The 13550-nt window shown below is 69.0% G+C and carries 8 protein-coding genes; 6 read left to right on the forward strand and 2 right to left on the reverse strand.

Going from position 1 to position 13550, the window contains the following annotated elements:
* Positions 1-1222: 1222 nt before the first annotated feature.
* From pgi to CCS01_RS09395, 4 genes are all read left to right on the forward strand, one after another.
* Positions 1223-2932, forward strand: a complete 1710-nt coding sequence (pgi, locus tag CCS01_RS09375) for a glucose-6-phosphate isomerase (protein WP_204848197.1) — start codon at positions 1223-1225, stop codon at positions 2930-2932.
* Entirely contained in the window at positions 2929-4788 is a 1860-nt protein-coding gene (mutL, locus tag CCS01_RS09380; protein WP_104518573.1) for a DNA mismatch repair endonuclease MutL, read from the forward strand. Before pgi ends, mutL begins: the two co-directional genes overlap by 4 nt.
* Positions 4789-5781: 993 nt before the next feature.
* Positions 5782-6297, forward strand: coding sequence for a transposase (locus tag CCS01_RS34575; RefSeq protein WP_204848198.1), 516 nt, complete (start codon positions 5782-5784; stop codon positions 6295-6297).
* Positions 6298-6990: an IS3 family transposase gene (locus CCS01_RS09395; RefSeq protein ID WP_104518569.1), complete on the forward strand. Its 693-nt coding sequence runs from the start codon at positions 6298-6300 to the stop codon at positions 6988-6990.
* Between the two features lie 353 nt (positions 6991-7343).
* On the opposite strand, the gene CCS01_RS09400 is transcribed toward CCS01_RS09395, so the two are convergent.
* A complete protein-coding gene (locus CCS01_RS09400; protein ID WP_104518570.1) occupies positions 7344-8642 on the reverse strand; it encodes an ImmA/IrrE family metallo-endopeptidase in 1299 nt (432 codons plus the stop codon).
* Between the two features lie 593 nt (positions 8643-9235).
* Positions 9236-9814: a UPF0149 family protein gene (locus CCS01_RS09405; protein WP_158258312.1), complete on the reverse strand. Its 579-nt coding sequence runs from the start codon at positions 9812-9814 to the stop codon at positions 9236-9238.
* 150 nt (positions 9815-9964) lie between these two features.
* Between CCS01_RS09405 and CCS01_RS09410 the strand changes: the two genes are divergently transcribed.
* Positions 9965-11968, forward strand: coding sequence for a molybdopterin-containing oxidoreductase family protein (locus CCS01_RS09410; RefSeq protein ID WP_104518571.1), 2004 nt, complete (start codon positions 9965-9967; stop codon positions 11966-11968).
* A gap of 150 nt (positions 11969-12118) precedes the next feature.
* Positions 12119-13306, forward strand: a complete 1188-nt coding sequence (locus CCS01_RS09415; RefSeq protein ID WP_104518572.1) for an OpgC family protein — start codon at positions 12119-12121, stop codon at positions 13304-13306.
* The last annotated feature ends 244 nt before the right edge of the window (positions 13307-13550 follow it).

Genomic DNA, 13550 nt, shown 5'->3' on the forward strand with positions numbered 1-13550 from the left:
TGCGTCCCTGGCGGGGGCGGCGTGGTTGATGGGGTATTTCTGTTCGCCCAGAGAAAAGGGAGGGTGGCAGAGGGCCACAGGGGATCCGGGGGACATTGCGCGGCCCGGTGCGGATGGTGCCGCCGTCTCCGGCGGATGAGCCCGTCCGGCGAGGCGGCAACGTCCGATGCCGGCTGGCCCAACGGTGCGGCGACCAGGCGCTTCGCGCGAAGCGCCATAGGGGCCCGAGCCTGAATAGCCGATCCACCTCGGCGGGTCCTGCATGCCAGCGCTATCTTGTGCGAACGGGGAGAACGCCCGTCAGCCTGGCGGTCATCCCATTCTTCGTGGCTTCGTGTCTTTGTGTTGAAGCAGCAGAAGAAACTGCACGGCCCTGTCCGCGGGCCACGGTCATCGTCCGTGCCGCTACAACCGTTGGCTTTAACACAAAGACACTATGCCACTGAGAATGGTGTATCCCGGCGGTTGCCCTGACCGTGGTTGGTAGCAGCCGGGGGCTCAATCCGCGGCAGGTGGTACTGACCAGGGGTGTTCGGAACCGCCCGTGCTGGCTCGTCCGTCCGCGATTCTCACCACGGAGGAAGAGCGAAGGACCACGAAGGGCCACGGAGACCGGACCTTGCCGGCCTGTCGGGACTTGGCCAGGCGTCATTGGGCTGGTGATGGCGGTGCAGCGCATCGATCAGCCCGGGGCTGCGCGGATGTGTCCATGCCGCGTGCCCGAAGGGGGGCTTGCGTGGTTGCATTATCTGACTCGTTCACACCCTTCGTGGCCCTTGGTGGTCCTCCGTCGTCCTCCGTGTTGAAAATCGGTCGGCGATCCGGACTCCGCCGCGGCCGTTCTCTCACCGTCATGGCCGGGCGTGTCCCGGCCATCCGCCCCCCGCCGTTCGTGCGCAGATGGCCGGGACATGCCCTACGGGATGCACAGATCTCGGAAACGGTCCGCCGCGGCGTTTCCCTTTCGTCATGGCCCGGCTTGTCCGGGCCATGACGATGGAGGAACGCTCTTGGCGCCCAGGCAAGCACTTGATTTTACGATCATTTCCGACTCGTTTCCAGGATGCGTGCATTGCGTAGGGGACACGCCCGGCCATGACGGGGTGGCACCGGCCGGGGTCCGGCGCGGGATACTGGCCGCCGTCGGTCCGATGCGGTAACATGATCCGCTGACGCAGCCCCGGCCCTTCATCCCTTGCACCCACCGGCCTATACTCCCGCCATGACTCAGCCGCCCCCCACCGCTCGCCACGCCGCCTTCGCCCGCCTGAAAGCCCTGGCCGATCGGCCGGACGGGCGGCGGATCACGCCGCTGTTCGCCGCCGATCCCGGCCGGGCCGCGCGATTCACCGCACAGCTCGACGACCTGTCGCTGGACCTCTCCAAGACGGCGATCGACGAGGCCGCCCTCGACGCGCTGTTCGCCCTGGCCGAGGCGGCGGACCTCGACGGGTTCCGCCGGCGCCTGTTCGCCGGAGACGCGATCAACCAGACCGAGCGCCGCGCGGTGATGCACATGGCGCTGCGCGCGCCGGCCGACGCCGGGCTGCGGGCGATGACGGCGCACGGCGCGGAGGACGCCGCCGCCTTCGCCGCGGCCGAACGCGACAGGATGCGCCGCCTCGTGGACTCGGTGCACGCCGGCGACGCCCGGGGCGCCACCGGACAGCGCTTCACCGACGTGCTGGCCATCGGCATCGGCGGCTCCGACCTCGGCCCGCGCGTCGCCACCGAGGCGCTGACCATCGGCCGCCGCGACCAGACACTGAACGCCCATTTCCTCTCCAACGTGGATGGCAACGCCTTCCTGGAAGCCACCCGCGGCCTCGACCCGGCGCGCACCCTGGTGGTGGTGGCGTCGAAGACCTTCACCACCCAGGAAACGTCGATGAACGCCGCCGCGGCGCGCGCCTGGATCGTCACCGCCCTGGGCGAGACAGCGGTGGCGGCGCATTTCGCCGCGGCCTCCACCAACCGCACGGCCGTCGCCGCCTTCGGCATCGAGCCCAGCCGCGTGTTCGCCTTCCAGGACTGGGTCGGCGGCCGCTACTCGCTGTGGTCGCCGGTCGGCCTGGTGATCCCGCTGGCGGTAGGTTGGAAGAAGTTCCAGTCGATGCTGGACGGCGCCTGGGCGATGGACTGCCACTTCCGCGACGCGCCGCTGCGGCAGAACCTGCCGGTGCTGCTCGGCCTTGCCGGCATCTGGCACACCAACGCGCTGGGCTGCGCGTCGCACTGCATCCTGGCCTACGACGAACGCCTGCGCCGCCTGCCGGCCCACCTGCAGCAGGTGGAGATGGAGTCGAACGGCAAGCACGTGATGCTGTCCGGCGAGCCGGTCGGCTGGGACACCTGCCCGGCGCTGTTCGGCGAGCCCGGCACCAACGCCCAGCACAGCTTCATGCAACTGGTGCACCAGGGCAGCCGGGTGGTGCCGGTCGATTTCATCCTCGCCGCCGATCCCGGCCCCGACCGGCCGGAGGCCCACCGGCCCGAGGCGCACCGGGCACTGGCCGCCAACGCCTTCGCCCAGGCCGAGGCGCTGATGCGCGGCCGCCCGGAGGCCGAAATCCGCGCCGAGATGGCGGCCAGGGGCGCGTCCCTGGCGGACATCGACGCCATCGCGCCGCACCGCGTCGCCGCCGGCGAACGGCCCTCCACCACCATCCTGTTCCGCGCCCTCGACCCGTTCAGCCTCGGCCGGCTGATCGCGCTGTATGAGCACAAGGTGGCGGTGCAGGGCTGCCTGTGGGGCATCGACAGCTTCGACCAGTGGGGCGTCGAACTCGGCAAGCAGCTCGCCGGCGGCATCCTGCCGGAACTCACGCCTGCCGCGGAGCGGCAAGGCCTGAGCGCCGGGCCGCGGCGCGAGCACGACTCCTCCACCACCGCCCTGATCGACCGCTTCCTCAGCCTGCGAGGCGAAACCTGACCTGCCGCATCCGCCTGCTGCCGGAAACCACCGTCAACCGCATCGCCGCCGGCGAGGTGATCGAGCGGCCGGCGGCGGCAGCCAAGGAGCTGGTGGAGAACGCGCTCGACGCCGGCGCCACCCGCATCAGCGTCTGCCTCGACGGCGGCGGCATCGACCGGCTGGAGGTCACCGACAACGGCCTTGGCATGACCGCCGAGGAACTCGGCCTCGCGGTGCTGCGCCACGCCACCTCCAAGCTGACCGACGAGACCCTGGTGCGGATCACCACGCTGGGCTTCCGCGGCGAGGCGCTGCCCTCCATCGGCGCCGCGGCGCGGCTGTCGATCACCGCCCGCCCGCGCGACGGGGATGCCTCGGTCATCACCGTGGAAGGCGGCGCCGTCTCCGCCGTGGCGCCGGGCGCCGGCGCGCCGGGCACGCGGGTGGTGGTGCGCGACCTGTTCTACGCCACCCCGGCGCGGCGCAAGTTCCTCAAGTCGCCGCGCAGCGAGGCCGAGCAGGTGGAAATCGCGGTGCGCCGCCTGGCGATGGCGGCGCCGCACGCGGCGTTCCGGCTGGAATGCGACGGCCGGGTGGTGTTCGAGGCGCCGGCGCAGACCCAGGCGCAGCGGGTGGCGGCGCTGCTGGGGCCCGAGGCCGCCGCGGTGCTGCTGCCGCTGGCCGAGGAACGCGCCGGTCTGGCGCTGGGCGGGTATGCCTGCGCGCCCTCGGTGACGCGGGCGACGGCGGCGGCGCAGTTCCTGGTGGTGAACAACCGGCCGGTGGCCGATCCGGTGCTGCGCACCGCGGTGCGGGTGGCCTACCGCGACGTCATCGCCGCCGGGCGCAACCCGGTGGTGGCGCTGTTCCTGGCGGTGCCGCCGGACGAGCTCGACGTCAACGTGCACCCGACCAAGGCCGAGCTGCGCTTCCGCGACCCGGCTTCCGTGCGCGGGCTGGTCATCGGCGCGGTGCGGCGGGCGCTCGGCGGCGGCACCCTGCTGGCGATGCCGGCGCTGGCCGCTCCTGATCGGCCCAACGGCACAGCAGCGGGCGATCCCGCGGCGGGCGACGCCGGCGGAACGGGTTTTCCGCCGCCGCCCAACGCCTTGCCACCTGCACCGCCGCGGCCCGGCCCGGCCTGGACGCATCCGACGCGGCCGTCCTGGCCCCGGCCGCCGCTGCGCCTGACGCCCAACCCCGCGCCACACCGCCAGATGGCCGAGGCGCAACTGCCGTTCGACGCGGCGCCGGCGGCGCGGCTCATCGATCCGGCGGTGCCGTCGCCCGACCATCCGCTCGGCGCGCCGGTCGCGCAGGTGCTGGACACTTATATCATTGCCGTCGCCGCCGACGGGTCGCTGGTGCTGGTCGACCAGCACGCCGCGCATGAGCGCCTGACGCACGAGGCGCTGCGGGCGCAGATGCTGGACGGTGGCGTGCGCAGCCAGCCGCTGCTGCTACCGGCGGTGGTCGACCTGCCCGCCGCCGACGCCGCCCGCCTGGTGGCGCGGGCGGACGACCTGGCGCGGCTCGGGCTGGAGCTGGAGGCGTTCGGCCCCGGCGCCATCCTGGTGCGCGCCATCCCGGCGGCGCTCGGCGCGCCGGAGCCGGCGCCGCTGCTGCGCGACCTGGCCGACGAGCTGGCCGAGATGGGCGAGCAGACGGTGCTGTCGGCGCGGCTGGACGCGATCCTCGCCCGGCTGGCCTGCCACGGCAGCATCCGCGCCGGGCGGCGGCTGGGCTCGGCGGAGATGGCCGCGCTGCTGCGGCAGATGGAGGCGACGCCGCGCGCCGCGACGTGCAGCCACGGCCGGCCGACGGTGCTGAAGCTGGCGAAGGCGGACATCGAGGCGCTGTTCGGCCGGCGGTAGCGTCCCGCTTCGGGTCCCGGCAGCCGCGGGCGGCCTGGCCATCCCGCCGGGCTGGCGCGGGCGAGAGCCGTCTTTCTTGCGTGCTGTGTGACCGTCATGGCGGTTCGTGTTGCAGCGCGACGCGGTTGTGACATACGGCGCTGACCGCTGCGCGCCTGCGGCTGATCGCCGGTGCTGGGGGCGCCACCGGGTTGCCGTGGAGGCATGAACCCGGTCCTGTGACAGCCTGCCGCAGGACGGCTGGGCCACGGCTTGCCGGACGACAGCGGCGGTATCCCCGTCTGCGGGCGGCCTGCGCCGCGGGTGGAGCGCCTGTCCGGAGCTGTTGACGGTGCGGCGGGTACTGCTCGCCGGAACAACCGACCCTGTTGGACGTCTCGGACGGTCTGTCGCCGGTTGCCTTGGCGACGCTCCGCAGCGACTGGGGGGCCGAGCCGCGGCGGATGGTGCCGGGGCTATCCGGAACCGTTCGTGCTTGTTCATCCTTCCGCAATTCTCAACACGGAGGAAGACGAAGGACTACGAAGGACCACGGAGACCGTGGAGTGCCCCCCATTGGCGTTAAAATAGGGCTGGCTGTTGCCTCCTCGTCATGGTCCGGCCTGTCCCTACGCAATGCACACATCCTGGAAACGAGTGGGAAATGACCGTAAAATCAAGTGCTTGCCTGGGCGCCAAGAGCGTTCCCCATCGTCATGGCCCGGCTTGTCCGGGCCACCTGTCGCGGCACACGTGCTGGAATAGGTGGCCCGGACGAGCCGGGCCATGACGAAAGGGAAACGCCACGGCGGACCGTTTCCGAGATGTGTGCATCCCGTAGGGTTTGTCCGGGCCAACTGTCGCGGCACAGTGCTGGAACGGGTGGCCCGGACAAGCCGGGCCATGACGGAATGGCAAGCATCGTGCCGCCGCCGCGCTATTTTAACGCCAATGGGAGTGCTCCCTGGATTGGGACACGGAAAATAGACACACTGTTCGAGAAGGAGAACGGATGTGTCGAACGGGCGACCACGCAGTTTCACGCGTGATTTCAAGCTGTCTGCGCTGAAGCGGATGGCGGAAACCGACAGCGTGCGGGGCTTGGCGGCGGAGTTGGGGATCGAGCGGACGCTGCTGTATCGCTGGCGGCCGAGCCCCTGGCGCAGCCGGACGCGCGGCGCAGCGGCGGATCGAAGCGTTGGAGCGGAAGATCGGCGAACAGCAAGTGGCGCTGGATTTTTTTCGCGCAGCCTTGCGGCATGTCAAGGCGCGTCGGCGGCAGACCAGCGTGCCTGGCGAGATGGTGTCTACGCCATGATCCAGGCGTCGATACAGCAGCAAGGCGTTGTTGGGATCGAGCCGTTGTGCGCGCTGGCCGGGCTGGCGCGCTCGGGCTACTACCGGCACTGGGCGGCGAGCGCGCCGCGCCAGGAGGAGACGGCGCTGCGCGATGCGATCCAGCTTCTGTCTTTGGCCGATCGCAAGCTTGGCTACCGGCCGATCACGGTGCTGTTGAAGCGCGAAGTCTAGGTGGTGAACCACCAGCGGGTGGAGCGCATCCGCCGCAGCGACAACCTGTTGTGCCTGCGCAAGCGGGCGTTTCGGCCGGCGACGACGGACAGCGAGCATGGCTACCTGATCTACCCGAACCTGGCCGCCAAGTTGGTTCCGACGGCAACGAACCAGCTGTGGGTGGCGGACATCACTTATGTTCTCCTGTCCGAACATTTTGTCTATCTGGCGGTGGTGCTGGATGCCTTCAGCCGGCGTGTGGTGGGCTGGGCACTGGCGGATCATCTGCGTGCCGAACTGGCCCTGGCGGCGCTGGACATGTCGTTACGGGAACGAGACGCTATCCCTGGCGGGCTGATCCATCATTCCGACCTCGGCATTCAGTATGCGTGCGGGGCTTACGTCAAGCGGCTGACGGCGAGGCGGATCCAGCCAAGCATGAGCCGGGCCGGCTGTCCGTGGGACAACGCCATGGCGGAGAGCTTCACGGCGACGCTGAAGCGCGAGGAGGTGGATGGCCGGGAGTATCGTGATCTGGCGGATGCCAAGGCCCTGATCGGCCAGTTCATCGAGACGGGGTATAATCGGCAACGGCGGCATTCGGCGCTGGACTATCTGGCGCCGGAGGTGCTTGAGTTGGCGCAACGATCCCGGCCGCCGCATGCGGCGGCCGGGATCGTCGAGGGAGACTGGGCAACCATGTGTGTCTAATTTCGTGTCTCACCCATGGGGGGCAGTCCAGAATATCTGTGTGCATCTATGTTTCCCCTTGTTCCGTATAATGAACCGCCCCGCTGCATCCTGGCCGGAGCGCCGGCGGCCAGTTTGTGCCGCGCTGAGAGTGCCGGATTCTGGAAACACAGATGAACACGGATGAACACAGATGATGGCCGTGCGAACACAGTCCACGTGCCACCGGCCGGCTCCGCCGGAACAAGGTATCGATTGCGGAGGGTGCCCACAGCGCGATCCATGAGTAGGGACTTATCAGCCGTAACCGGTCATTGGACCAGGCTGCTGGTCTTATCAGCCACATCCGGCAGGCTGCCAGCGGCACGTCGCGATCAGGCGGCGTCGGCCAATGGATCTCGTTCGATCAAGCCGTGATTGCGCAGCAGCGTCTCCACCGCAACCGGCGACACACTGAAATGATCGGCCACTTCCTCGATCGCTTCGGACGAAAAATCGCCGTCCAGCATGCCCTCCACCGCCTCGAACGGACTGAGGAATTCAGCCGCGAAAGCGCGCTGGACCTTCTGGCGGAAGGTGTAGGCGCGGGTCGCCGGCAAAATCGGGGCGTCGGCGCCGAACAGCAACTGATCGGCCAGCAGCCGCGCGAGTTCAAAACGCCGGCCGGTATCCCATTTCGACCGCAGCACCAGCTGCGTGGTCCCCTCCTGTTCGTTCATGACGAACGACAGCGGCGCCGTGCCGCAGGATTTATCACGATCTGGCGTGGACGTTCCCAGCATTGCCGCCAGCCGGACCGTGCCGATCGGCGCCGCGCCCAACCCTTCCTTGCGGCGCAGCGACTGAGCCAGGTGGCGGCCCTGGCGCCACGCGACTTCGTGCTGCCTTGCTGCCGTCAGGTCCGCGGCGGACAGCCGTGCCGCGTCGCTTCGCCGACCCTTGATGCCTTCAGCCTCGGCAATGGTGCGCAGGGTCGAGGCGCGCACCGGAATGCCCCCCGCCGCGTCGGCGGCCAGTTCGTCCACGCCCGCAACGCCGAGTTCCCTGGCATCCGCGACCAGTGACGCTATGGCGTCGTCATTCGCTTCATCCGGATCACGACCGAGCAGTGCCTCCAGCCGGCGGCGTTCCGCCAGCTCGGGATCAAGCCTTTCATGGACGATGTCGGCGACGATGCGTTGCAGGTTGCTGCCTTCGATCCCGTACTCGACCAAACGGTCCACGATGTGGATGAAGTAGGTGCGGATCGCCTCCTTCATCTGCTCGGTGGAGCCGAACCAGATGTTGGAGCTGATGAAGCGGAACGGCCTGGCGTCCGGACGGCTTGACGGCCGGGCAATGACGGCCGCGCGGACACCGTCGGTGCGAAAGGTGATATCCGGCCGGAGATAGCCTTCGCCAACGGCGGTCATGGTGTGGGCACGGCACCAGTCGGGCGAGCGGGGCGAGTAAGGCTCGCAGACGATCCGCCACCAGTTCCAGGCGAACCACTCGGCCGCATGATAACCGGACACCAACGGTCCCGGCCGCAAGGCATTGGCAAAGGTATCGGAGCCTTCCGTGAGCAACATGGGGCCGCTACGAATGGTGAACTGGCCGAATGCCGCCCGTTCCTCGGGCTCGCCTTCGTCCAGTCTCTCGGGCGCGAGGCTGATTTCCAGCGCTTGATTCATCGCTTGTTCCACTCGCTCAGTACTTCGGCGCGCATGTGCCGGTCATCGTCGCTCAGTCGATATCCATGGTAAACGGTTTCCTGCCCAGGCTTGGTCCTGGCTTCGTATACGTCAGCATTTCCGTCAACCGTCCAGACATACTTGGGAAGCTGGCCGGGCGCGGGGCGGCTGATCATGCCCTTCCGGATGCCCTGTCGCAGCAATGTCTCCGCCTCATCCCTGAGGACGATGCGTTTGTCGTCACAGACCGCCTTCGAGGGGCGTGGGCTGACGGGTGGATCGAACCCGTAATCGCCCGGACGCAGCTTGTGGTATGCGGGCCGCCATAGCGGGCGGTTTCGGCCATGTGCCGCAACGCTTCGACGGACAGCGTGCCGACCGGAAGTATCCTGCGGTCGGGCCGGTTGCCTTGGCGGTTCTTCGTCATCGCGGGGCTGCTCAGAGTGACAGCCGGTCCTTAACGTCGCCGGTCCTTAACATCGAAGGCGACGGCTGTCTCGGCAAACCCCGGTTCGCGCTGGAAGCGGCGGCAGACATGAACCGGTCGATGAGCCAAACCGGCGGCTGTCCGGACAACAGCCAGGATGAAGCCGCTAATGCCGGACCATCCCGCCACCCGGCAGGTTCTGCCGCCAGAACCGGCGCAGCCCCAGCACGCAGACCGGCAGCACCTGGGCGGCATCCTGCACCAGTGCCTCCAGCGCATCGTCGGACAGAGCCTCATCCCCGCGCTCGTCCTCGGACAGCGTCATGCCGGCCAGGCTGGCGATCGGGATCAGCAGCGTCGAGGCGTCCTCGTCTGCCAGCGCCGGCTGCCACGCCGCCGAGCGCAGGCTGACGGCCTGCATGAAACCCGCAGCCCAGTCCTCGGCCACCGTGGTGCCGCCCTCGTCCTGCCACAGGATCACGCTGTACTGAAGCTGGGTCGCGTCCAGCCCGGCCTCGATCGCGGCGTAGCGGTCGAAGATGGCGCTCTCGACCGCCGCCTGCTCCGCGGCATCGGCGTACTCCGGTTCCTCGTTGTCCCAGATCTCGGGCAGCCATTCCTCGCGGGGCACGACTTCGGGCCCCGCCACCAGCCCGGCCAGGAAGCCATCCAGCTCCGACAGGTCCATGCAGCCCGACGGCGCGCTGGAGGAGTTCAGGAAATTGGCGAGTTCATCGAGGGACACCGTGCCACCGTTCACTGCTGTAAGCTGGCAAATATAGGAACGCCACCTCACGGAATGAAACGGTCCGTTGTGTGACATATCAAGCGGTCCTTCTTTCCGCCCGCCTGTCAAGCAAGAATTGATTCCGTCCCAGCCGCAGGAGCGATCGCCATGCCGACCATCCGCACCGTCTGCGCCCATGACTGCCCCGACATGTGCTCGCTGCTGGCGCATGTCGAGGACGGGCGGCTGACGCGCATCCAGGGCGATCCGGACCAGCCGTTCACCGCCGGCTTCGCCTGCGGCAAGGTCAACCGCGACACGGACCTGCTGTATTCGCCCGAGCGTCTGGCCACGCCGCTGCGCCGTACCGGGCCGAAGGGCAGCGGGCAGTTCCGGCCGATGGACTGGGACACGGCGCTGGACGAGATCACCGCCCGCTGGAAAGCCATCATCGCCGCCGACGGGCCGCTGGCGATCCTGGGCTATGCCTACAGCGCGCACCAGGGACTGATGAATCGCGGCCTGACCAACGGGCTGTTCCACGCCCTGGGCACCACGCGGCTGCTCGCCGGCACGGTGTGCGACTCCTGCGCCGAGGCCGCCTGGGACGCCACCCTCGGCCCCATCGGCGGCGCCGATCCGGAGTCGGTGACGGAGTCGGACCTGATCATCGCCTGGGGCTCGGACCTGCACGCCACCAACGTGCACCTGTGGACGAAGATCGAGCAGGCCCGCCGGCACGGGGTCAAGCTGATTGTCATCGACCCCCGCCGCACCCGCGCCGCCGCGGCGGCGGACTGGCACCTGCCGGTGCGCATCGGCACCGATTCCGCCCTGGCGCTGGGCGTGATGCACATCCTGGTGCGCGACGGCCTGGCCGACCGCGCCTGGCTGGCTGAACACGCAGTCGGCTTCGACCGCGTCGAACAGGACGTCCTGCCGCGCTTCCCGCCCGCCCGCGTCGCCAGCATCACCGGCCTGACCGAGGCGGACGTCGAGCGCCTGGCCGCGCTCTATGGCGCCGCCCGGACGCCGTTCATCCGCATCGGCTTCGGCCTGAGCCGCTTTGCCCATGGCGGCGTCAACCTGCGCACCGTGGCGCTGCTGCCGGGCGTCACAGGCGCCTATGGCCGCTACGGCGGCGGCGCCCTGCTGGCCACCGCGGCGTCGTTCGAACTGGACTACAACGCGGTGCGCAAGCCCTCCGGCCCCGAGGCCACCCGCACGGTGAACCACCTGAAGCTGGGCGAAGCGCTGCTGACGCTGGCCGATCCGCCGCTGCGCGCGCTTTTCATCGCCGCCAACAATCCGGCGGTGACCAACCCCGATACGGCGAAGACCCGCGCCGGCCTGGCGCGAGAGGACCTGTTCACCGTGGTGCACGACCCGTTCCTGAGCGCCACCGCCCGCTATGCCGACATCGTCCTGCCGGCGGCGACCTACCTGGAGACCGACGATTTCTACCGCAGCTACGGCACCTACTACATGCAGTACGGCCGCCGCGCGGTGGAGCCGCAGGCCGACGCCTGGTCGAACCTGCGCCTGACCCAGGAACTGGCGGCGCGGATGGGCCTGGCCGATCCGGTGTTCCGCATGAGCCCGCCGGAGATCCTGGCGGCGCTGTTCCGTGGTGCCTCGGGCGCGGCCGCCGCGGTCGATCCGGCCCGCCTGCTGGACGGCACGCCGGTGTCGATCGCCACCCACGCCGGCCAGCGCTTCCTGACGCCGTCGGGGAAGCTGGAGTTCTGGTCCCAGACCCTGGCCGACCAGGGGCTGCCCGCCCTGCCGGACTGGCAGCCCGAGCCGCAGGCCAGAGGCGCGCTGCGGCTGCTGACCGCGCCGGGCTACTTCCAGGCGCACACCGCGTTCTCCGGCGTCGCCTGGCTGCGCGGGCGGGAAGGTCCGCCCTGCGCAGTGCTGCATCCGCATGACGCGGCCGCGCGCGGCCTGCGCGACGGGCAGATGGTCCGCCTGGCCAACGACCGCGGCACGGTCGCGCTCCGCCTGCGGGTGCTGGACGAGGTGCAGCCCGGCATGGTCCTGGTCCCCGGCCAGCGTCCGGACGAGGCCGGCGACGCCCGGACGGCGAACATGCTGTGCGCCGACAGCTACACGGACCTCGGCGCCGGGGCGACGTACCAGAGCACTTGGCTCGACGTGACCGCCGCCTGAGACGCCGGCTTGGCGAATCTCACCACTTGTGCGAAACATTTCCGTCGCTTCCGTGATGACGGGACGCATATGTGTGATGTGTCGGATCGTAACGCCGTGATCTCGATAGACCTTCCCTTTCCCACATAGGCGTGGAAAAGGAGCCCGGGCATGCAACTCATCCGCCACTCGGCCTCGCGCGACCTGCGCGTGGACTTCTTCCGCGGGCTCGCCCTGTGGTGGATCTACACCGACCACATCCCGGGCAACGTCCTGGCGCAGATCAGCCTGCGCAACTTCGCCCTGTGCGACGCGACCGAGGTGTTCGTCCTGCTCGCCGGCTACGGCGCCGGGCTGTCCTATGGCATGCGGCTGCGCGCCCACGGCTACGTCTCCACCGCCGCCGACGTGCTGCGCCGCGCCTGGACGCTGTATGTCGCGCACATCTTTCTGTTCGTGCTGTTCTCGGCGCAGGTGACCTACTCGGCCACCCTGCTGAACCGCATCAACTACCTGGAGGAATCGCGGCTGGACGTGCTGGGCGACGATCCCTACCGCAGCATCCTGGAGGCGGTGCTGCTGCGCTTCCAGCCGAGCCTGCTGAACATCCTGCCGCTGTACGTGGCGCTGATGGTGTTCTTCGCGCTGACCATCTGGCTGCTGCGCTGGCCGCGGGTCCTGTTCGGCGTATCGTTCGCCCTGTACCTGGTGGTGCGGTTCACCAGCCTGAACCTGGGCGCCTGGGGCGACGAAGGCTGGTTCTTCGATCCGTTCGCCTGGCAGTTCCTGTTCGTCATCGGCGTCCTGCTGGCCTGCGCGCCGATGCGCATGCCGCGCTATCCCAGGCCGCTCGACGTCGCCGCCGTCGTGATGCTGCTCATCGGCGCGGTGGTGATGACGGTCATCCTGCCGCAGCCGCATCTGCTGGAGTGGTTCTCTTCCTCGCCGCTGCGGTTACTGGTGACCGAGGACAAGACCGGGCTGTATCCGTTCCGCCTGACCTCGATCCTGGCGCTGACCTGGCTGTGCGTGCGCTTCATCCGGTTCGATGCATCCTGGCTGCGCTCGCGCTGGGCGGCGCCTCTGGTGCTGCTTGGGCAGAACTCGCTGTCGGTGTTCTGCGGCGGCATCGTGCTGGGCTTCGTCGCCCGTATCGCCCTGGAGTACGACGACCACCTGCCGATGCAGGTCGCCATCAACCTGTCCGGCGCCTTCGGCATGATCGGCCTGGGCGCGCTGGCGGCCTGGTACCGCACCAAGGACCGCAAACTAACGCGTGGCGCGCCAACGGCCTCATCAACGACATCGGCGACCGCAACCGCGCTCTTGCCGCTGAATGTACGGGCTGATACCGGATAGGTTATGACATGGCTCCCGGTATCCATCCTTCTGCTGGCCCTGGCCCTGGGCATGCCCGCCCGGGTTCAGGCCGGGACTGCCGTCGATGAGGCGCTGCCCTGCGCGATGCCCCAGGACCCTCAGGACTCCCCTCATATTTCAGATCGCCCCAAATACTTTCGAGAACAGCGGCTGAGCATCGAGCATGGCGGTGAAGGTTTCCATCAACGGGCGCAGACGGCTTTCCGGCATGTTGGGGATCAGG

This window comes from Rhodopila globiformis, from assembly GCF_002937115.1.
Taxonomy (GTDB): Bacteria; Pseudomonadota; Alphaproteobacteria; order Acetobacterales; family Acetobacteraceae; genus Rhodopila; species Rhodopila globiformis.

Coding starts and splice junctions, on each gene's coding strand:
- pgi (WP_204848197.1), top strand. CDS start 1,223: ATGACTCAGCCGCCCCCCACCGCTCGCCACGCCGCCTTCGCCCGCCTG.
- CCS01_RS09400 (WP_104518570.1), bottom strand. CDS start 8,642: ATGAATCAAGCGCTGGAAATCAGCCTCGCGCCCGAGAGACTGGACGAA.
- CCS01_RS09410 (WP_104518571.1), top strand. CDS start 9,965: ATGCCGACCATCCGCACCGTCTGCGCCCATGACTGCCCCGACATGTGC.
- CCS01_RS09415 (WP_104518572.1), top strand. CDS start 12,119: ATGCAACTCATCCGCCACTCGGCCTCGCGCGACCTGCGCGTGGACTTC.